At 39.1% G+C, this 21620-nt stretch carries 17 protein-coding genes; 4 read left to right on the top strand and 13 right to left on the bottom strand.

The annotated features are described in order from the left end of the window. Positions 1 to 116 precede the first annotated feature (116 nt). From serB to DW036_RS12180, 4 genes are all read left to right on the top strand, one after another. Complete coding sequence (serB, locus tag DW036_RS12195) at positions 117 to 1346, top strand: phosphoserine phosphatase SerB (RefSeq protein ID WP_118222250.1); 1230 nt, start codon at positions 117 to 119, stop codon at positions 1344 to 1346. Positions 1347 to 1421: 75 nt separating this feature from the next. Continuing rightward, positions 1422 to 4154 (top strand): SusC/RagA family TonB-linked outer membrane protein, encoded by a 2733-nt coding sequence (locus tag DW036_RS12190; RefSeq protein ID WP_118464633.1) that lies wholly within the window; start codon positions 1422 to 1424, stop codon positions 4152 to 4154. 11 nt (positions 4155 to 4165) lie between these two features. Further along, positions 4166 to 5803, top strand: a complete 1638-nt coding sequence (locus DW036_RS12185; RefSeq protein WP_118464632.1) for a RagB/SusD family nutrient uptake outer membrane protein — start codon at positions 4166 to 4168, stop codon at positions 5801 to 5803. A 79-nt stretch (positions 5804 to 5882) separates the two neighbouring features. After that, positions 5883 to 7118, top strand: a complete 1236-nt coding sequence (locus DW036_RS12180; RefSeq protein ID WP_118464631.1) for a DEAD/DEAH box helicase — start codon at positions 5883 to 5885, stop codon at positions 7116 to 7118. A 13-nt stretch (positions 7119 to 7131) separates the two neighbouring features. Here the strand turns inward: DW036_RS12180 and DW036_RS12175 are convergent, their stop codons facing one another. Genes DW036_RS12175 through DW036_RS12115 form a run of 13 tightly spaced genes read right to left on the bottom strand, consistent with a single transcriptional unit; the run spans position 7132 to position 21294 of the window. After that, a complete protein-coding gene (locus DW036_RS12175; protein WP_118464892.1) occupies positions 7132 to 7929 on the bottom strand; it encodes a DUF4738 domain-containing protein in 798 nt (265 codons plus the stop codon). 22 nt (positions 7930 to 7951) lie between these two features. Next, entirely contained in the window at positions 7952 to 9265 is a 1314-nt protein-coding gene (locus DW036_RS12170) for a UDP-glucose/GDP-mannose dehydrogenase family protein (RefSeq protein ID WP_118464630.1), read from the bottom strand. A gap of 5 nt (positions 9266 to 9270) precedes the next feature. Continuing rightward, positions 9271 to 9819, bottom strand: a complete 549-nt coding sequence (gene rfbC / locus DW036_RS12165; protein ID WP_118464629.1) for a dTDP-4-dehydrorhamnose 3,5-epimerase — start codon at positions 9817 to 9819, stop codon at positions 9271 to 9273. A gap of 4 nt (positions 9820 to 9823) precedes the next feature. After that, positions 9824 to 11260 carry a capsule assembly Wzi family protein gene (locus tag DW036_RS12160; RefSeq protein WP_369906447.1) on the bottom strand — a complete coding sequence of 479 codons (1437 nt, stop codon included), beginning with the start codon at positions 11258 to 11260 and terminating at the stop codon, positions 9824 to 9826. Positions 11261 to 11264: 4 nt separating this feature from the next. After that, positions 11265 to 11885, bottom strand: a complete 621-nt coding sequence (locus tag DW036_RS12155) for an exopolysaccharide biosynthesis polyprenyl glycosylphosphotransferase (RefSeq protein ID WP_118464628.1) — start codon at positions 11883 to 11885, stop codon at positions 11265 to 11267. 56 nt (positions 11886 to 11941) lie between these two features. Further along, a complete protein-coding gene (locus DW036_RS12150) occupies positions 11942 to 13039 on the bottom strand; it encodes a glycosyltransferase family 4 protein (RefSeq protein WP_118464627.1) in 1098 nt (365 codons plus the stop codon). 34 nt (positions 13040 to 13073) lie between these two features. Next, positions 13074 to 14276 carry a glycosyltransferase gene (locus tag DW036_RS12145; protein ID WP_118464626.1) on the bottom strand — a complete coding sequence of 401 codons (1203 nt, stop codon included), beginning with the start codon at positions 14274 to 14276 and terminating at the stop codon, positions 13074 to 13076. Further along, positions 14245 to 15300 (bottom strand): glycosyltransferase family 4 protein, encoded by a 1056-nt coding sequence (locus tag DW036_RS12140; RefSeq protein WP_118464625.1) that lies wholly within the window; start codon positions 15298 to 15300, stop codon positions 14245 to 14247. Before DW036_RS12140 ends, DW036_RS12145 begins: the two co-directional genes overlap by 32 nt. Beyond that, entirely contained in the window at positions 15297 to 16205 is a 909-nt protein-coding gene (locus tag DW036_RS12135; RefSeq protein ID WP_118464624.1) for a glycosyltransferase family 2 protein, read from the bottom strand. Before DW036_RS12135 ends, DW036_RS12140 begins: the two co-directional genes overlap by 4 nt. After that, a complete protein-coding gene (locus DW036_RS12130; protein WP_118464623.1) occupies positions 16195 to 17511 on the bottom strand; it encodes a lipid II flippase MurJ in 1317 nt (438 codons plus the stop codon). Before DW036_RS12130 ends, DW036_RS12135 begins: the two co-directional genes overlap by 11 nt. Further along, positions 17508 to 18920, bottom strand: a complete 1413-nt coding sequence (locus DW036_RS12125; RefSeq protein ID WP_118402289.1) for a hypothetical protein — start codon at positions 18918 to 18920, stop codon at positions 17508 to 17510. Before DW036_RS12125 ends, DW036_RS12130 begins: the two co-directional genes overlap by 4 nt. Before the next feature lie 12 nt (positions 18921 to 18932). Then, positions 18933 to 20483, bottom strand: a complete 1551-nt coding sequence (locus DW036_RS12120; protein ID WP_118464622.1) for a Wzz/FepE/Etk N-terminal domain-containing protein — start codon at positions 20481 to 20483, stop codon at positions 18933 to 18935. A gap of 10 nt (positions 20484 to 20493) precedes the next feature. Continuing rightward, a complete protein-coding gene (locus DW036_RS12115) occupies positions 20494 to 21294 on the bottom strand; it encodes a polysaccharide biosynthesis/export family protein (RefSeq protein WP_118464621.1) in 801 nt (266 codons plus the stop codon). Positions 21295 to 21620 lie beyond the last annotated feature (326 nt).

The following is a 21620-nucleotide window of genomic DNA, read 5'->3' as shown; positions in this document are numbered from 1 at the left end:
CAACATGATATATATGATGCATTTGATGAATAGATTATGATGTGTTTTCTCATTAGCATTAGAAATTTTGCCTACTTTTGCATCGTGTTATTCATTAATTTAGATAAACAACTTTTATGCAACCATTGAGTACAGAACTTATACTTATCCGGGTCACGGGCGAAGATCGTCCGGGATTGACTGCATCTGTTACAGAAATTTTAGCTAAATACGACGCTACTATTCTTGACATTGGCCAGGCCGACATCCATAATACACTGTCATTAGGTATCTTATGTAAGACAGAGGAACAACATTCAGGATTCATTATGAAAGAGTTGCTTTTCAAAGCGTCTTCTTTGGGAGTGACGATTCGCTTCTATCCTATTTCAGTAAAGGAATATGAAGATTGGGTGAATATGCAGGGAAAGAACCGCTATATCCTTACTCTGTTAGGACGTAAATTATCTGCTCGTCAGATTTCTGCCGTTACCCGTATTCTTGCTGAACAGGGGATGAATATTGATGCCATCAAACGCCTGACGGGGCGTATTCCATTAGATGAATGTGATTCGCGTACACGTGCCTGCATCGAGTTTTCTGTCCGGGGAACTCCGAAAGACCGTATTGCTATGCAGGAACAGTTAATGAAGCTGGCGAGTGAATTGGAAATGGACTTCTCTTTCCAGCTTGATAATATGTATCGTCGGATGCGCCGACTGATCTGTTTCGATATGGACTCGACTCTGATTGAAACGGAAGTAATTGACGAATTGGCTATACGTGCCGGTGTGGGCAATGAGGTAAAAGCCATCACTGAGCGCGCTATGCGTGGTGAGATAGATTTTACTGAAAGTTTCCGTGAGCGTGTAGCTCTGTTGAAAGGTCTGGATGAATCTGTCATGCAGGAAATAGCAGAGAATCTGCCCATTACGGAAGGTGTAGACCGCCTGATGTATGTATTGAAAAAGTATGGTTACAAGATAGCCATCCTTTCTGGTGGTTTCACTTATTTCGGGCAATATCTTCAAAAGAAATATGGCGTTGACTATGTATATGCCAATGAATTGGAAATAGTGGACGGCAAGTTGACCGGCCGTTATCTGGGAGATGTGGTAGACGGTAAGCGCAAAGCCGAACTGTTGCGCCTCATTGCACAGGTAGAGAAGGTAGACATTGCTCAGACCATTGCTGTGGGTGACGGAGCGAATGATCTTCCGATGCTGGGCGTTGCCGGATTGGGCATTGCTTTCCATGCCAAACCGAAAGTGGTTGCCAATGCAAAGCAATCTATTAACACGATTGGTTTGGATGGGGTACTCTATTTCTTAGGCTTCAAAGACTCATATATTGATTTACCGAAATGAGTTGAACTATTCCGCAAATATATTTGTTTCATATAATGACATATATATTTGCGGAACCTCTTAAATTTGAATACTATGAAGAGAATAAGGAACCTATTCTGTCTCTCTTTACTTTTAGTTGCAGTCGGCTTACCTGCTGTCGCACAAACAAAACTTCATGTTACCCTCCCCGATTCGATAACCACTGTTGGATATGCCACCGGACTTCGTAAGAATCTTTCTGGCTTGGTGGAAAGAATCACTGAAAATCAGATGAATAAAGACCAGATTACCAATCCGCTGGATGCCATCCGTGGACGGGTACCGGGATTGACGATTCTGAAAGGTTCGAATGGACCTGCTGCGCTGGATGCTGTCCGTCTGCGTGGCACTACCTCCCTGACTACTGGAAATGACCCGTTAATTATTGTGGACGGAGTTTTTGGTGACCTGAGTATGCTTACATCTATTTATCCGGCGGATATTGAAAGCTTTGTTATCCTGAAAGATGCTTCGGAAACTGCACAATACGGTTCGCGCGGAGCATCGGGTGTGATTGAGATTACTACAAAAAAAGGTGTCAGCGGGCGTACAAGCGTTAACTATAATGGAAGTTTTGGCATTGCCTCGAGCTATAAAACAGTGAGGATGCTCAATGGAAATGAATTCCGGGCATTGGCTCAGAGACGTGGCATCTCTATTTTGGATATGGGAAACAATACAGATTTCCAGAAAGAGATCGAGCAAACGGGATTACAACATAATCATCATATCGCGTTTTCGGGAGGAACGAATACTTCCAATTATCGTGTTTCACTCGCTCTAATGAATCGTGAAGGAGTGATTGTCAATGAAAAGTTGCAGAACTTCACATCGAATATGAATATGACACAGTATGTATTCGATAATTTTCTTAAATGTGATCTTGGTATGTTTGGTTCCGTACAGAAGGAACGCAATCTGGTGAATCTGCACAAAATATTCTATTCTGCTGCTTCGTATAATCCTACTTTCCCGAATCACAAGAATCCGGAGACCGGTAACTGGGATGGATATGCTTATGCCAGCCAGTTATCACATCCGTTGGCATGGATGGATGTGAAAGACAAGAATGCTACATCGCATATCAGCACGCATGCCCGGTTGACGTTCAATCTGGCCGAAGCATGGAAACTGACTTTTTTCGGTTCCTATACATATAATGTAGTAGAAAATGCGCAGTATCTACCTGTTGCTGTCTGGGCACAAGGACAGGCATACAGAGGAGACAAAAAAATGGAATCATTGCTGGGTAACCTGATGCTGTCTTATAAAAAAGAATGGCGGAAACACTTTTTTGATGTTTTAGGACTGGCAGAGATACAGAAAGACAAATATTCCGGATTTTATACTACAGTTACAAATTTCAGTAATGATAAATTAGGCTATAATAATCTTCAGGGAGGTGCCATTCGTCCGTGGGATGGAACTAATTCTTACTACGAAGATCCTCGTTTGGTTTCTTTTATGGGGCGCGTGAATTATACATATAATGACCGCTACATCCTGACGGTGAATGCCCGTGGGGATGCGTCTTCCAAGTTTGGCAGTAATCATAAATGGGGATTTTTCCCGGCTGTATCTGTTGCATGGGTAGTTAGTAAAGAGAAGTTTATGGAAAAACTTTCTTTTATCGATAATTTGAAAATCCGTGCAGGATATGGCTTGGCGGGCAATCAAAATGGCATTGATTCATATACTACGTTGAGTCTGATGCGACCTAATGGTATTGCACCGGTAGGTTCTACACCTGTAGTCACAATGGATAAGTTGCGGAATACGAACCCGGATTTGAAGTGGGAAGTGAAACAGACATTCAATGCCGGTATAGAAGTAGCTTTGCTGGGTAACCGATTGCTGCTGACTGCCAACTATTATAATTCCAAGACGAAGGACATGCTTTATCTTTATAACGTGAGTGTACCCCCTTTTACTTATAATACTTTGCTGGCAAACATTGGTTCTATGCGTAATTATGGAACAGAGCTATCTATCGGCATTACTCCGCTGAAGACCAAAGACATGGAACTGAATATTAATGCCAATCTGACTTTCCAGCAAAACAAATTACTTTCTCTTGACGGAAACTACCAGGGCGAACATATTTCAGCTACAGAATACAAGAGCCTTGCCGGACTGGATGGTGCAGGATTCCACGGTGGATACAATCATATTGTTTACCAGATTGTGGGTCAGCCTCTGGGTGTATTCTATCTGCCCCATTGTACAGGGCTGGTATCCGATGGAAATGGTGGATATACCTATCAGATTGCCGATCTGAATGGCGGTGGTGTCAGTCTGGAAGATGGTGAAGACCGTTATGTGGCAGGACAGGCTGTGCCAAAGACGATACTTGGTTCTAATATCAGTTTCCGTTATAAAGATTTTGATATATCGCTACAGATAAACGGGGCATTCGGTCATAAAGTGTACAATGGTACTTCATTGACTTATATGAATATGAACAGCTTCCCCGATTATAACGTCATGAAAAAAGCGCCTGCGCAGAACATTAAAGACCAGACAGCTACGGATTACTGGTTGGAAGATGGCGATTACATTAACTTCGATTATGTTACGTTAGGCTGGAATGTTCCGTTAAAGAATACCCGTTACTTGCAGTCGCTCCGCCTGTCCCTGACTGTTAACAATCTGGCGACAATTTCAGGTTACTCGGGCTTAACGCCTATGATAAACAGCTCGTCTGTAAATGCTACTCTGGGAATAGATGATAAACGCAATTATCCTCTATACCGCATATATACTATCGGACTTAGTGTAAACTTCTAAACCTTAAAGCCATGAAACGTAATTCTATATTTTGTTCGTTTTGTATTTTAGTTGCCCTTTGCTGGGGAATGACTTCGTGCGACGGTTTTCTGAAAGAAAAGTCTCGTGATGCACTGCCTGAAGAGGAAGGTTATAGTAATATCTCTGAACTCTATCTCAATGCAGTGGCATCCCTCTACAATTACATAGGTGGAAATGCTGATAGCCAAGGATTGCAAGGAACCGGTCGTGGTATCTATGACCTGAATACTTTTACCACTGATGAAGCCATTATGCCTACCCGAGGTGGCGACTGGTATGATGGCGGTTTCTGGCAAGGATTATTTCTGCATAAATGGGGTGTAAACAATGATGCAATACAGGCCACCTGGGAATATCTTTATAAGGTAATTATGCTTAGTAACAATTCTCTGGAACATATAGAAACCTATGCTCTAACCCACTCTGATGCGGAGTTATCCGGCTATCGCGCCGAAGTACGTGCTTTTCGTGCAATGTACTATTATTATCTGATGGATCTGTTTGGACGTATACCACTGGTTTTACACTCTAATGTTGCCTCAAAAGATATTGTGTTGAGCGAGCGTAAGAATGTATTCGACTTTGTAGTCAGGGAATTACAAGAGGCCGCTCCACTCCTGCCCGCCCAGTTCAGCAACCGTTCCGGCAATTATTACGGACGTTTGACACGCCCTGTTGCATACTTTTTGCTGGCAAAGTTGGCACTGAATGCCGAAATTTATACAGACAATAACTGGACAGATGGTGTTCGCTCTGATGGAAAGAATATCTTTTTCGAAGTAGATGGCACTACATTAAATGCCTGGCAGGCTGCAGAAACTTATTGTGATAAGATCACAGCGTTTGGCTATCGCCTCGAGCCGGATTATACAGCTAATTTTGCTGTATATAATGAAAGTTCCGTTGAGAATATCTTTACTGTGCCTATGAGCAAAACACTGTACACCAATCAGATGCAGTATCTTTTCCGCTCACGCCATTATAATCATGCCAAAGCATTGGGGTTATCTGGTGAAAACGGATCGAGTGCTACCATTGAAGCCCTGCAGACCTTTGGATATGATACTGATCTACAAGACCCTCGTTTTGATTTCTGCTATTATGCAGGTACAGTCTATGATTTGAAAGGCAATGTTGTAAAGTTGGATGATGGAACTGTTTTGGTTTACGAGCCGTGGAAAGTAAAGTTAGATATATCCGATGAACCTTATGAAAAGACTGCCGGCGCCCGAATGAAGAAATATGAAATTGATGATAAAGCAATGAAAGATGGTAAGCTGATAGAAAATGATATTGTCTTGTTCCGTTATGCAGATGTGTTATTGATGAAGAGTGAGGCTAAAGTTCGTGACGGACGCGATGGAGATGAAGAACTGAACCAAGTGCGTGCCCGTGTAGGAGTATCGCAACGTGTTGCTACTTTAGAGAATCTTCTTGCTGAGCGTCAGTTGGAATTTGCATGGGAAGGTTGGAGACGCCAGGACCTAATTCGTTTCGGACAATTTACCCGTACTTACAGCAGTCGTCCGCAACTGCCTGATGAGGAAAACGGATATACTACCGTCTTCCCTATCCCTGAGAAAATCAGACAAATGAATCCGGGATGGGAGCAGCATCCGGGCTATTAAAGGAATGGATTGCAAAGTCGCTTCATTCTTTTGTGTTAATCACTTTATTTCCTATCTTTGCGGCTAAATAAAAAGAAACATGAAGTTTTCCGAACTACAACTGAATGATCAGGTGCTTGATGCACTGGAAGCCATGCGCTTCGACGAGTGCACACCTATACAAGAGAAATCCATCCCCGTTATACTTGAAGGCAGAGATTTGATAGCCGTAGCACAGACCGGAACTGGTAAGACAGCCGCTTATCTGTTGCCTGTATTGAATAAATTATCGGAAGGTAACCATCCGGAAGATGCCATCAACTGTATTGTTATGTCGCCTACGCGTGAGTTGGCACAGCAGATAGACCAGCAGATGGAAGGTTTTTCTTATTTTATGCCTGTCAGTAGTGTAGCTGTCTACGGTGGTAACGACGGAGTACTTTTTGAACAACAGAAAAAAGGGTTGATGTTGGGAGCTGATGTTGTAATTGCTACTCCGGGACGTTTGATTGCTCATCTTAGTTTGGGTTATGTTGATCTTTCGCGTGTCTCCTACTTCATTCTTGATGAAGCCGACCGTATGCTCGATATGGGATTCTATGACGACATTATGCAGATAGTGAAGTACTTGCCTAAGGAACGGCAAACAATTATGTTTTCTGCCACCATGCCTGCCAAGATTCAACAACTTGCTAATACCATTCTCAACAACCCTGCCGAAGTTAAGCTTGCTGTTTCCCGTCCTGCCGAAAAGATCGTGCAGGCAGCGTATGTTTGCTACGAGAATCAGAAGTTGGGTATCATCCGTAGCCTTTTTGCTGAACAAACACCGGAACGCGTAATTATATTCGCTTCATCCAAACTGAAGGTAAAAGAGGTGACGAAAGCCCTTAAAATGATGAAGCTGAATGTAGGAGAAATGCACTCTGATCTGGAACAGGCTCAACGTGAGGAGGTAATGCATGAATTTAAAGCCGGACGTGTAAATATCCTTGTTGCCACTGACATTGTGGCACGTGGTATTGATATTGATGACATCCGTCTTGTGATCAACTACGATGTTCCCCATGATAGCGAAGATTACGTTCACCGTATTGGCCGTACAGCACGTGCTAATAATGATGGTGTTGCTTTGACTTTCATCAGTGAAAAGGAGCAAAGCAATTTCAAGCAGATAGAGAATTTCCTGGAGAAAGAGATTTATAAGATAGGTGTACCCGAGGAGTTAGGCGAAGCACCTGAATACAAACCACGCAGTTATGATGGCAGAGGCAAGAGAAACTTTCGCCCATCCAAGGGAGGCAGAAATGCGAATAAAGGTGGTAGAAAGAAATAATGGTGAAGTTTTACTACTCCACCATTTTTATATGTAGCTCTTTATCAGCGTCAATAGTCAAATCTACGAGGCGGTAAACGGAGCTTTCCGGAACACGGAGTGTTGCTTCATAATGGTAACCTTTTTCATTTACCCCCATAAAATCCATATCAGTAAGAATCATTTGATTGAGTACCTCTTCCGGGAAGACAGTATGGAACATTTTCTTGGTTATATCTTGACCGTACAGTAAATTCTTCCCTTCATAGACACAGATATGTATCACATTGTCGTAGTATACATTGTCGATACCAATTCCTTCATCTGAATAAGTAGTCCTGATAACCTTCATCTTGGAGGGATTAATATAGACGTATCCCCGATAACGTGTCCCTTTATACATTACCACACTATCCTTTTGCACCACTTCGGAGATAGTGGGAATGGCTTCCGCTTCCTGACTGGAGAATGACAGTGTATCTTCCGGGTTTTCTGACTTATGCAGTTTCACGATTTCATCAGAAAGCGAATGGAACCAGAAACTGTATTCTGTCTGCCGGTCTATTTTATAAGCTATAGGGGTATTACCTCGTACATATATTGTGTCGCGAAGTACCTTGAAATAAACTGGAATATTTTGAGGGTCGACATAATAAATCGTATCACCGCTAATACGCATTAACGGCATATCCGTCTCGTCATCTATCCAGATACCTTGCAACATTTCTTTTGCGGTCAGATCTTCCTTGCTGGAAGTCTCTCCACTTTTGACGTTATTGCAAGATGTCAGCATAATAACGAGCACTATAGAAATAGTACTCCACTTCATCATAACTCCCTCCGTTTTAATATTCTTAATGTCCGATGCAATAATAAATAAACCCTTGCTCTTCCATTTCTTTTTTATCATAGATGTTGCGTCCGTCCAGTACTACAGCTCGTTCCATGGTCTTCTTGATAACTGCCCAAGACGGTAACCGGAACTCCTTCCATTCAGTAACCAGCATCAAAGCATCAGCATCAAGTACGGCATCATACATGTCTCTTGCATAGTAAATGCTCTCTCCTATCCGGCGGCGGCATTCGTCCATTGCAGCGGAGTCATAGGCGCGTACTTTACATCCGGCTTTCAGCAATTTATCTATCAGAACCAGTGAAGGGGCCTCACGCATATCATCAGTTTCCGGTTTAAAAGCCAGCCCCCACAAAGCAATTGTTTTACCTTTCAGGTCATTGTTGAAATGCTTGCAAAGCTTATCAAAAAGGATACTTTTTTGCAGTTCGTTTACTTCTTCTACTGCATGCAACACACGCATTTGGTAGCCATTTTGTTCAGCGGTCTTAATGAGTGCTTTCACATCTTTTGGGAAGCAAGAACCTCCATAACCAATACCGGGATAGAGAAACTTACGACCAATGCGGGTATCCGAACCAATACCGCTACGCACCATGTTCACATCCGCGCCTACCAGTTCGCAAAGATTAGCTATGTCATTCATAAAACTGATGCGGGTGGCGAGCATTGAATTAGCTGCATATTTAGTCATCTCGGCAGATGGAATATCCATAAATATAACACGGAAATTATTTAGCAAAAACGGCTTATAGAGCTTGCTCATCAGCTTCTTTGCCCGTTCGGACTCTACTCCTACTACTACTCGGTCGGGACTCATGAAGTCATTAATGGCGTTACCTTCTTTTAGAAATTCCGGATTAGAAGCTACATCGAATTGAATGTTAATGCTTCGTTTATCCAATTCTTCCTGAATAGCAGCGCGTACTTTTTTAGCTGTGCCAACGGGAACTGTACTTTTGGTAACTACCAATATGTATTTCTGCATATTCCGGCCAATAGTACGGGCGACTTCAAGTACATAACTAAGGTCAGCGCTTCCATCTTCATCAGGAGGAGTACCAACGGCACTGAAGATGACGTCCACTTCATTCAAGCAACTTTCCAGCGAAGTGGTGAAGTGCAGGCGTCCGGCTTTCACATTCCGGTTTACCATTTCTTCCAGACCACTCTCATAAATAGGAATGATACCTTTCTTCAGTGCTTCGATTTTCTCACTGTTCGTGTCTACGCAAATAACGTTGACACCAATTTCTGCAAAACAGGTTCCAGTCACCAGACCGACATATCCTGTACCGACAATAGCTATCTTCATACTCTTTATTCAAAATATACTGCATCCTTAAAAAGAGGAGCAGCTTTATCTTTAGGAGATAATAGTAAATGTTCTTCGGCAATCGGCCAGTCAATGCCTATTGCTTCATCATTGTAGCGGATGGATGCTTCTGCCTGTGGAGCGTACACATTATCCACTTTATACGTAAAAATAGCTTCGTCGCTTAATACCAGAAAACCGTGTGCAAAACCACGAGGAATGAAGAACTGGCGTTGGTTCTCTTCACTGAGTTCCACGCTGACGTATTTGCCGAACGTTGGGGATGTCCGTCGCAGGTCCACGGCCACATCCAGAACTTTTCCTTTAATGACACGTACCAGTTTCGACTGGCAGTATTCTCCTTTTTGATAGTGCAGTCCGCGTAACACGCCGAAAGAGGATTTCGATTCATTGTCCTGAACGAAATGCACATCACCTATGTGCGCTTTAAAATCTTCCTCTTTAAAGGCTTCCATAAAATACCCACGCTCGTCGCGAAACACTTTTGGCTCAATCAACCATACGCCATCAATTTCTGTCTGTATGTAATTCATTTCTTTAGAATATTTTTCGTACTTTCAACTGGCAACCTAAATTGTCGCCATATATCTCTCCAGTATCAAAAGCGATAGAAGCATTGAACTTCCATCCCTTCCATTTACGGGGAGTGTAGATAATTGATGCAAAAGTAGAAAAATTTTCTAATATATCGGGTATAGGTTTGAAAGGAGTTCCCCAAGTTTTGTTATATGACAGTTTTGCGAGGTATGTCCATTCGCTGCTGATGTCTCCGCTCCAGCCTAAATGCAGTGCTCGTATACGGTTGTATTTGAAGCTCATATCGCCATCTTTGTTGTAAATGGGAGAAGCTATTAACGGATTGGCCATACTCATCCCCCAATGTACCCAGCCGGGATACCAATCATTATTATAGTAGTCATCGGCTCCTCCGGTCTTCTTTACCTCACTGAAGTCCAACCCATGCATCGGACCACTTTGATTGGTAGTTTGATAATACTCCAGAACGAAACCGTTGATAGCTTGCTTGTGATCGGATTTATACTCGACTCCCCACAATCCGTCAAATCCATTGAGCTTACCCATTCCGCTGAAATCGTCGTAATAGTTTTCTATATAGGCACTAATTGAGAAATCATTGTGACGATAGGTCATCCGGATATGTTCACTGCCCATAAAATTACCTTGATAAGCTATCTGTTCACCCTCCGGGCTGCTGTCATCTCCATGAGTCGGGATAAATACTTTGAAATAATCTTTCCAACTATTGCCCAAATCTCCTGCATCTATTCCGGCACTTTTGTAACCGCCAAATTGTACATCCAGGCTCATACCTAAATCCAGTTGCCATTTACCTTGTGGTACACCGATGCGGAGAAATCCACTCTTGTGATGGTATTTGATACTCTTGGTATACCAGAAATCTTCTCCAACTTTTTTTTCCTGGTATTTATTGTCAGTAAACCATCCGTATGATATTTCTGCTTTCAAGGCAAGGCGCGGCAGTATCTGTACATATTCAGGAAGGCCTATCCATACTTGCGGAATTGGTCTTGCATTTCCTGACCAGAGCAATCCTCCGCTACTTAATTCTTGGTTTAACAAAGGGGAATTAATCTCTTTACTACCAATAAGTAATCCTATCCATTTGTATCGAATATCTGCATATGCCTGTTGCAAAACAAAGGTAGATGTAAACCCTGTAGCCATTGCCATATCCAGTCCACCTTCCAACCTCCATTGGCGGATTGTATCTGTATAGAAAGCACCACCTCTCAAGTAAGTATTATTGTCGATAGAGGAAAGCCCATGCTGATTACTTACTTGCCATAAAGGAGTATTATCGCCTGTGTGGACAGATGCTCCATATTCAACGAAAGATGAAACATTCTGTTGTTTCAGGCCATTTTGTGCTGTCATCACGGAGGATGCAGAAAAACAAAACAGGATTGTGAGTATGTGGCAGACTGTACGCATAGGCTTATCGAAATATTATTTTCACTGTGCTCAGCATTATTCTTAGGTCTAATAAGAATGACCAATGCTCAATATACCATATATCATATTCCACTCTTTTCTTCATCTTGTCTAATTTTTCCGTTTCACCGCGCAAGTTGTGTATCTGTGCCCAACCCGTTATTCCCGGTTTCACCATAAGCCTTTTGTTGTATTCAGGAATAATATTGCAATATTGCTCAGTGTGTATCAGCATATGAGGACGTGGTCCTACTATAGACATATCTCCTTTGAGAACATTCCAGAATTGAGGTAATTCATCAAGACTGGTAATACGTAAGAAATGCCCTAATGGAGTAATACGTGGATCTTCATTGTAGGCTTGTTGTGTATCGGCTTCACCATTGGGTAGCATGGAGCGAAACTTATAACATGTAAATACCTTCCCATATAAGCCGTTGCGCTTTTGAGTAAATATAATCTTACCCGGCATCTTTATTTTGATGCAACACCCGATGACGATATACGCCACTGGATATATCGTAGTCAAGACTATCAATGATAACACTATGTCAAGTGTTCGTTTGAGTATACAGTTACTTTTCCGTTTCAACGGAAAAGTATATATTGAAGATTGTATATTCATTCTTAAAATACAGAATTCTTTAGTATATAGAACGTTAAATTGTTATCTATATTGTTTTATAATATTAGAGAATTATATATTTCTTTGGTCTGTCCGGCTATATTGGTCCAGTTATATGCAGACAAGTTGTAAGAAACCCGTTCTGTCTGAGCATTTTCCAATTGTTTCTTCAGAGCCTGTTGCAAACAGGATAAATCTCCACTTTTGAAGTAACATTCCTCCGGTAATTCTATTTCCTTATTAGCAGGAATATCACTTGCCAGTACCGGACAATTATAACTCATAGCTTCAAGTAGTGCGATAGGCAATCCTTCATGCGTGGAAGGTAATACAAATATCCGTGCGTATGTATATAATTGTGCAAGTTTTTCTCCTTTGATAAAGCCTACCAGGCGTATGTTCTTCTGCCCTTTACACATTTCTTTTAACTTCTGAGTATATTCATCCTGATAATCAGCATCCCCAGCTATTACTAATTTTATAGATACTGGAGATAGTTGTTTGAAGGCTTCAATTAGTTTATCAAAGCCTTTCTCTTTCACAAGACGCCCTACTGCTAAAATATAACCATATTCTGTCAAATCCAGACTTTGAAGATGTTCAGTGCTACGTGCAGGAAATACTGGATTTATTCCATTGTAGATCAGTGTTATATTTTTCTTATCTGGATATTTCTGTTGAATCATTCGTCTGATATGTTCAGAAATAACTATGATATGATTAGCATAGTACATTCCTGTTTTTTCTCCCATACGAAGTATCCATTTGGCAAACTTTCCCCATTTATCACGATCATAATCTGGACCATGATGGGTGATTACCGCTTTCATACCTAATAATCGTACTAAAGGGGTCATTAATGCCGGACCTACTGCATGAATATGTACAATATCTGCTTTTACTTTGCGTGCATATAACACGGCCAAGAAAGTATGTATGAAAGCTTCCAAATGCTTGTTACGCAGCACTCTTATGTCTTTTATAATAACTTGTTTATATACTTTTACAGAATGATCCACTGCATAATAGGGACGGCGAACAACAATAATTTCATGCTGTTTATCTGCAATTAATGGATAGAGCTCTTCGCAATGCGTTTCTACCCCTCCCTGTATACCGGGAATGCCTCTGGTCCCTGTTACTACAATTTTCATATTTCTTTATCTTAAAGACAAATATATCTAAATTTTAAATGCTTTGAACAACTTCCAACCATTTTCGATAATATAGTTCGGCAGAAAAGCGTTCACATGAGGTTACAGATAGTTTTTGTCTATCTACCTCCGAAGAAGAAATAAACATATCCGAAAGAGATGTTATAAGCTCTACTTCATTAGAAAACAGGCGATTATCAGCATCTTTTTCTAATAATTCAGGAATACCACCAATACGCCTACCGCATACGGGAGTGCCACAACATAATGATTCGATAGCGCTGAGTGGATTATTTTCATAGCAAATAGAAGGAACCATAGAAAATTGTACTCTCTTCAATAATCCAATAATTTCCATAGCAGATAAATGTCCGAGGAACTTGATATGATTAGATGAATAGACTCGTTTCAGTTCATTTTCTAAAGGCCCGTTTCCCGCTATATATAGTTTATATGGTAAACGATCTGCGACTTTTAGCAATTCTATAACTCCCTTTTCTTCTGAAAGGCGCCCTATATATGCATAAGCACTTTCTCTTTCTTCTGACGTTGATTCGATGATGAATTTAACTTTCTCGTCGTTAATAAAATTGCAAATAACGTGAAGTTTATCCGCCGAATAACCTCCTTTCATCATCTTCTGTGCTATAAAATTACTGGGACAGATAAAAGCATCTGTCCATTCAGATAGTCTTTCTTTATTCCAATATACAGCTTCACTCCAGGCGAGAAGACTGGCAAGAAAACTATTTTTCATGCATCGGCGGGATACAACCTTGGATTTGTCTGTGAAACATGCCTCACAAGGCATCCCATTACAGAGGCAAGAATATGCAGGACATATCAACTTATAATCATGAACGGTCCATATTACCTTAATACCTTTTTTATGTGCCAATCTGGCAACTATAGGTGAAAGATAAGAATGTATATTATTTAGGTGAACAATATCCGGCTGAAAATCATCTAATATTTTCTCGTAATTTCGTTTTATTCCAGTTCCGAAGATACGTAAAGCTGCATTGATTTTTCCACTGATTGATGGCTGAAAGAAAGATACCTCTTTTGCGAAATATTTATCCTCATTTACATGGATATTCTGCGGATGATGCATTGAAAAGAAACAGACTTCATGTCCTTGCTTTTGCAGCATTTCTCCCAAATTCATGGCATAAACTTCTGCTCCTCCACGTGCATATAAGAATTTACTGACTATAAGTATCTTTAATCTTTTCATTGTATAAATTGATATATTGTTGGGCTATTAGGTTGGAATCAAAATTAACTGCTACAAATGTCTGTGCTTTATCAGAAAGTTGCAGAGCTTCTTCATAATGTTTAATTATATAACGTAACATCCGACAGAGATCATCCACATCGTTGTGCCTGAAATAATAACCTTGTTTACCTTTGTCTATTATTTCTAAAGGAGCGGGCAGGTCAGATACAAGTACAGGGACTCCCGCAGCCATACCTTCAGCAATAGTAAGTCCAAATCCTTCGCTTATTGATGGTTGAACCAATAAGTGATAATCACACAAATGATGATATATCCATTCTATATCACGATTACCTAGAAAGTTTACCTGTTTCTCCAGTTTGAGCTGTCGGGTTACTTCTTTCAGATAGTTATAAGAACTGCCATCCCCAATAAAATCTACACTAATATGGGAAGAAGATAATCTATGTAAAGCTTTTAATATTAAATGTTGTCCTTTAATACCATGTTCCAATCTGCCTACTTGCACAATGCGAAAATTTTGTTCAGCATTGGGGATATTCTTCTTTGTTCGCTGGATTGCAGAAGTTGAAATTCCATTGTATATTACTTCCGGTCTACAAAGTCCTCGATTCTCAGTATTATCGGCCACAGCTTTGGAAATTGCCACAGTCTGATTATAAAGCTTGTACCCTTTTAATGGCAAATCCATTGCATGAATAGTCAATATCGTATGGTAAAAAGAGCGAATAGGTATATAAAGGATAGCATCCGAATCATGGATATGAAGTATATCCGGATGGAACTTAAAGACATATCTGTTCAATTGAAATACGTCCAGAATATTACGACTTGCTTTTTTACGATTGATACGGAACACTTGTATTCTACTATCTAATTCGTTCAATAACTTTTGAGAATATAGATTATTGATAATGCATAATCCTACTTGATTACTTTGCACTTGATAATTAGCGAGAGTAATTACCATGCGTTCAGCACCGCCTACATTTAATGAATATATCAGATGCAAGATTCTCATTTCTTAAACATATATTTTATATGAGAATGAATAATAATAAACATACGCATCAAATATCCCAGCTTTAATATTTTGAAAACCTGTAATAACTGGTTCTTTGGTATTAACTCGTCATCTCTATAATCATTGACAGCTATTGCCAGAAAACGATATTTCCTGATGCGTTCATGTATTTGCACTAATGCTCCAGCAGCTACATAATCATCATAAAAATCATATATAATATTTTGCAATGCTATGTATTCCAAACGTATAGCGCGTGAATTGTTTAACCTATACTGTAAAGATACAGAATCTTGTCTGTTCAGTTCCGTATAGACTATAATTTGGTTAGTGAATAACTGCTCTCTTGAATAGCGGTGCAGTTTTAGAAAATTAGTTTCTTCATAAATTCGTAATTCTTCATTAAAAGGGAATTTTTGCAACATACCACGATTCATAACATGTACAAAATCACCACCAACCTTGCCTCTTAACCAGTCAAAATAGGTTAGTACAGTTTGTTTTTGCTCTAATAGGTGATAGGTCTCATAGAAAGACATACGCCCATTTGTCGCAAACAAATAATGAAGATAAGAGGGAGATTCTTTTATAGTTGTTCGGATAAAAGCAATCGCATTTTCAGCAAGATAGTCATCGCTATCCACAAAAAGGATGTAGTCTCCGGTGCATTTTTGTATGGCGGCATTTCGTGCTGCTCCTACTCCGGCATTACATTCGTATGTTAATAAATGAATATGCGGATACTTATCGGCAAACTGTCGTACTATAGACAATGTAGCATCGGTGGAACCATCGTTCACAATCCAGTGTTCTACTCCTTCAGCCTGAATTGCTACACTCTCTATACATCTACTAATGCAGTCTTCCCTATTATATACCGGTGTAATAATACTAATTTTCATATTTGCATTTTATTTTTCTCAGTAGCAGGAGAGTACATCCCAACAGCATTACTGATTTAACAACTTCCATTGAAACATCTGCCACAGCATAACCATTCACACCTTTTTGCTCAATTAACCAATAGTACAAAACGCACGTAATTATGTTGCAGGGGATCATCAGAAATGTATATGTCTTTATTTTACGCATAACGAATAACATGCGTGTTGATACAGCAGTGATAATAGAAAATGGGATACTGATAATAAGTATGCCCAGTACTTCAATAAATACTTCAATATTTTCAGGTGTCATGGCTCCATTGCCAAAGCATATTTCTACAATAGGTCTGCGAAGAATAAAAAAGAAAATAGCGCCAATCAAACTTAAAAGTATTGACTTCCCTCCGATTTCTATATAAGTACGCTTCATTTCCCGTCCGAGATGTTTGGAATACAACTCACTCAGTTTTATTTGTAAAACTGCAAAAAGCTGAACTAACAAAATCATTGGTGCTTGTAATAGTTTGTTAGCATAAGTTATCACTGTAATAGTTCCCGGATAGAACATGGAAAGGAGGTACATCGGAAACATAGTTGTGAATGCCATTGTAGAATCATTTACAAGCTTGACACATATATCACTGAAACTATCTTTCAGATGTGTAAATGAAAAACATGAATAACTCCATGATAGATTACGTCTTATAAAAATGACCAGCCATAAAAAGTTTATTATAGTTGCAATACCAAAACCGACCGCCAATGAAAAAACGCCGAGTGAAGCATGAAATAAAACTATGAAAAGAATAATGAATATATTATTGATTACAGTAATGATTTGTGGAAAAATAAAATACTTATAAGATGCCAAAACTTCTACATATACAACATTGATTATATAAGGTATGGAGGCAGGTAGTAAAATATATAATAACGGCAAATGTATATCAATATCCTGTGCCGAAAAATTGGAAAGCAATAACAGGCATTCTTTTCCATTTATCAGTATAATGCCTATAATGATAATTGCTATCGAGAGAATGGTATATAAAAAAGCATTCAAATATGCGTTTTCAGTATGAAATGAGTCTTGATTCCTTAATAACATGGAGCGGGGAATCAGTATGGAAGAAGTGATGCTTTGAAGAATTTCACAAGCAGCTATCATGCCTCCGAACATATAAAAATAAATATCCGTCCCCGTCCCGGCTCCCAGATAATAAGCGATCAGGAAGTTCTGGAAAAAAGCGATGAATTTTACTACAACGCTTAATCCCGCAGAATATATAGCTCCACTTTTATATGACTCTATCTTGGCTTTCATATAGAAACAGACGACTTAACATTCCAGATTTCTTTATTCGCAAGTAAAACACATCCCAAAGCCAGTCCTAATAATAAAAGTCCATGTGGAATATTCAGACCGGCGAATCCTCCGACACCAAAAATAGAAATGCAAACAAGAGTTACAAGATACAAATTGCTATACTTATATTTTCGAAGGAAAAAGTAAATGGCAATATAGAATAAATGTTGCACACAAAAACCAATGAGTCCTGTATCAAGTATAGTCTGGACTTGTGTAACCTCTACTAAAGAGGCTACCTCTTCGGCTGCCGATTGATCAGAGTAATATTCATTATGGATGATGTAATCATCATTGGTTGTTAACTCGTTATGGAGAAACCCAAACCCAAGCATGAGCTTTTGTGTAGAAGTGAGCAATTCTATTTTAGGAATGATCTGTGCACCTCTGTCAGAACCGAATTCAGCCAGATTGTCCATGTCACTCATAGCATCTTCTACAGAACGATAAGATGCAAAGGAGGTAAACTGACCTACCAGATGTTGAACACGCAATGCTCCATTCATTTGTCCGTCTAATACATATCCGGCGGCCAACATCACAGATCCGATTACCAAATATATGATTTTCTTCTTCCATGTACCATAAAAGCAGAAGATGGTAATCAAGACTCCTCCTATGACACTGAATGTTTTCGTACAAATTAATCCCAGTGCTATGATCAATATATATTTTAAGGGAGTTTTATAGAGATAAAGCATAGGAAATAAAAGTAGTGCCACAAAATACATTCCCGGAGGATATATTCTGAGAAATTCACCAAACAGATTCATCTCTAAAGTCGTATAGGTCAGATCTCCCCATGTTGTACGCGGTACTAGGATATTACTACTGAATACTAAAGAATCCAGAATGTAGAAGCTACTGATAATTAGCACATAAATGAACAGCTTTTTGAAGAACTTATCGATTTCGAAATCGTGATTTCTGAAAACCAACAAAGGAAAAAGAAAATAAAGAATATGCATATATAATCTTAATCTTCTTATTTGTACAATCAAGGTTTCGTCACTCAGCATTGCAACGAAAATCAAGAACAATATATATGCTGAAATCAATATCAGCAGTTTACTGATGTTTTTCTTCTTCCAATAAATAAAGAATCCGGCTATATATACGATGAATAGCAAATCGTGCATCTTAATGGGAAAAGTCACATTTTCATCATAGAAACCAAATACTCCAAATAAGATCGTACTTTGTAACAGGAAATCATACTTGTTTACTATCAGTGAGAGATACAGGACGATGAAGACTAATATATATGCAAAAGGAAACTCCAGACCTAACAAGGACATGGATAATAAGAAAGAGGCCGGAAGAACAAAATCCTCCGGACATAATCCTAACTGTTCTTTTTGCAACATTTCCAAGCTCTTCTAATATCTAACTTTGATGTAACAACCTGCTCCTATAATTGCAATACTCATAGCAAAAGCCAACAGTCTCATAGGGCGTGGGCTGACAGGCGTCTGTAAAGTATAGGCTTTATCTACAATTTCAGCTTTAGGAGTAGTTACAGCCATAGACAATGCATTTTCTTCTTTTTTTTGCAACAGGAATACAAATAATTCCTGCTTGATCATCTGTTGGCGCTTGATATCAATAAACTCCCTTTCTTGTGTAGGCATGCCTTTTATACGAGCCATGAAATAATCTCCTTGTTCTTGCAAGTTTTCCTTAGCATGGCTGAAACCGGACTTCAAACTCCGGATAGTTGCCAACATATTGTCATGCATTGCATCTATCTGCTCGTTCATGATATCGAGGGTTGGAGTATTTCCCTGGGTTGTTTTCAATAATCTTAAACGTTCCAATAGCGCTTCGTTGTATTTTTGAAGTCCCTCTAAGACGGTACGGTCATTCAGTCCGATATTTAAAGGAACCAGTGAGAAACGGTTTTCTGGTTTCAGCAAAAAATCCTCCACTAACTCAATAACGGTATATTGAGTTTCTGCTTCAATCAACCGTTCTTTGAAATTAGTACTTTTATCCAGTATAATTTTAGCTTCCGCCTCAATGTCAGTCAGAGAATTTTCTTTCTTATAGCTTTCTATTTGTTTTTCTATTTCTACCAGTTCTTTTGATATAAGATTAATACGCTCATCCAGAAAGAGTACCATATTGCCTGCCAGAGCATTTCGGCGTTCTTTGCTGGAGGTATTATAAGAAGCAATCAATTCGTTCAGGACATCTTTTCCTTTCTTGATGTTTTTTTCTTTAAGTTGCATATTGATGATGTTGGCCTTTTTAGTCGCAAAATCCACCTCTACTTCTTTTTGTAGCATTTCGGTGGCATAATCATATCCGGAAAAACTGACTTTTACATTGATTTCTTTGTCAGGGTTATAGAACTGGGTTGTCTCTATCTTAAAATCTCCATAAGAAGTTTGCATAATGAAAGGTAACGAAAAAGTCTCCTCATGTAAGGTTTTAAATCCCTTGGACATTTTTACTTTTACATTTTTTCCTGAACTTTTGATTTTGAATTTTAAAGTCGCAGTGAGGGTGTCCGCAATATCATTTATAGGAGTAATAACCACAGGACTGTTCTTATAATAAGATATTGGAAATATCCATTCACCGGAACTATACTTTTCATTCAGATTTAAACTCTTAACTACACGGCGAAACATAGAGAAGGAACGAATCAGTTCTATTTCATTATGTATGCTGGAATTTCCTCCGAAAACGTCGGTTAAAGAAAATCCTTTCATCATCGACTGCATCTGATTCATTGGGCTACTTTCTTTTTCTTCCACAAGGATGTTTGCTGTTACCAAATAAACAGGTTTAGTTATATATATATACAATATAGCAATGCTGATACATACGATGAGACTGACTATGAATATTTTCCATCTTCTCAAATAGAATACTAAAATTTCTTTTAGTTTCCCGATATCATTCAATTGGTTTTGTTGAGACATAACAGTGATTTTATTTTACCAATAATGCGATTCCTAATGATGCCAAGACAGAGATGGCGCTGATTATAGTAGAAGCTAATGATATATTGAATTGTTGGTTTTGGCTATATTTGGCATTACCTTTTCGGGCCTTGTTAGGTTCTACATACAGCACATCATTTTGTTGTAAATAGTAATAAGGTGAATTCAGAGATTCTATAGAAGTGAGGTCAAAACGATGATATTCCTTTTTACCTCCGTTATCACGTATAAGTAATACATTTTTGCGATTACCATAAATGGTTAGATCTCCTGCCATACCAATAGCATCAAGGATAGATAGACGTTCATTGGGGACACTGACCGTACCAGGTTTAGTTACTTCGCCCAGAACCGAAACTTTAAAATTGCGTATTTGAACTGTTACAATCGGATCTTTTACATAAGTAGCCAGTTTATCAGTCATCAGATCCGTTAACTCACTACGAGTCATTCCTGCTACAGAGATTTTGCCAAGCACAGGGAAGTCGATTTTACCATGAGAATCTACCAAGTATGTATGTAGTACAGGTGTCATGGTTACATTGGTCTCACCGGGTGTCATATAGCTGGACAAAGGCATATTGAATACAGCCACAGCATTAGGATCCACTCCTGATATAGTAATAGACAATTCGTCATCAGGCACTATTTTAGGGGCATAATTAATACTATCTCTGGAATATGCAGCCAAATTATCTAGATCTTGGAAATATGCAATTGAGTCGTTCGTTGTTTTGCACGACATTAATATAAGAAGTGAAAGGGCAGGTATCAGCGTTTTAATCTTCATCGTATATTTTAATATTTTTATAGTTTGATTGGTTGCAAAAATAACTCTCTTATGCCAATAAACGTTAGTTTTTCCGGTTTATTGTTGAATTGTCTATTATTTATGCATCAGCATTTAAGAAAAATCGCGGTAAAATAGGCAGAATTCTTAGTAGATTTGTACTATTTGATATTCAGGATTTTATAAACAGTATTTTTCAAGCCTGTAAGAAGTTAACTCCTTATCGACAAACTCTTAACTTCTTATGGACAGGAAATTTGTATGTTTTCTATTATTTTACAAGTGGTTTAATCTTTTATATCTGGATAGAATTGGCTTACCTAATG

This window comes from Bacteroides sp. AF39-11AC (assembly GCF_003474285.1).
Classification (GTDB): Bacteria; Bacteroidota; Bacteroidia; order Bacteroidales; family Bacteroidaceae; genus Bacteroides.
This window is presented reverse-complemented; position numbering and strand designations above follow the sequence as displayed.

Bases quoted from the DNA above. Each gene is read 5' to 3' on its own strand.
- DW036_RS12155 (WP_118464628.1), bottom strand. From the start codon at position 11,885: ATGAATATACAATCTTCAATATATACTTTTCCGTTGAAACGGAAAAGT.
- DW036_RS12135 (WP_118464624.1), bottom strand. From the start codon at position 16,205: ATGAAAATTAGTATTATTACACCGGTATATAATAGGGAAGACTGCATT.
- DW036_RS12140 (WP_118464625.1), bottom strand. From the start codon at position 15,300: ATGAGAATCTTGCATCTGATATATTCATTAAATGTAGGCGGTGCTGAA.
- DW036_RS12130 (WP_118464623.1), bottom strand. From the start codon at position 17,511: ATGAAAGCCAAGATAGAGTCATATAAAAGTGGAGCTATATATTCTGCG.
- rfbC (WP_118464629.1), bottom strand. From the start codon at position 9,819: ATGAATTACATACAGACAGAAATTGATGGCGTATGGTTGATTGAGCCA.
- DW036_RS12145 (WP_118464626.1), bottom strand. From the start codon at position 14,276: ATGAAAAGATTAAAGATACTTATAGTCAGTAAATTCTTATATGCACGT.
- DW036_RS12185 (WP_118464632.1), top strand. From the start codon at position 4,166: ATGAAACGTAATTCTATATTTTGTTCGTTTTGTATTTTAGTTGCCCTT.
- DW036_RS12190 (WP_118464633.1), top strand. From the start codon at position 1,422: ATGAAGAGAATAAGGAACCTATTCTGTCTCTCTTTACTTTTAGTTGCA.
- DW036_RS12170 (WP_118464630.1), bottom strand. From the start codon at position 9,265: ATGAAGATAGCTATTGTCGGTACAGGATATGTCGGTCTGGTGACTGGA.
- DW036_RS12175 (WP_118464892.1), bottom strand. From the start codon at position 7,929: ATGATGAAGTGGAGTACTATTTCTATAGTGCTCGTTATTATGCTGACA.
- DW036_RS12150 (WP_118464627.1), bottom strand. From the start codon at position 13,039: ATGAAAATTGTAGTAACAGGGACCAGAGGCATTCCCGGTATACAGGGA.
- DW036_RS12120 (WP_118464622.1), bottom strand. From the start codon at position 20,483: ATGTCTCAACAAAACCAATTGAATGATATCGGGAAACTAAAAGAAATT.
- DW036_RS12180 (WP_118464631.1), top strand. From the start codon at position 5,883: ATGAAGTTTTCCGAACTACAACTGAATGATCAGGTGCTTGATGCACTG.
- DW036_RS12160 (WP_369906447.1), bottom strand. From the start codon at position 11,260: ATGCGTACAGTCTGCCACATACTCACAATCCTGTTTTGTTTTTCTGCA.
- DW036_RS12115 (WP_118464621.1), bottom strand. From the start codon at position 21,294: ATGAAGATTAAAACGCTGATACCTGCCCTTTCACTTCTTATATTAATG.
- DW036_RS12125 (WP_118402289.1), bottom strand. From the start codon at position 18,920: ATGTTGCAAAAAGAACAGTTAGGATTATGTCCGGAGGATTTTGTTCTT.
- serB (WP_118222250.1), top strand. From the start codon at position 117: ATGCAACCATTGAGTACAGAACTTATACTTATCCGGGTCACGGGCGAA.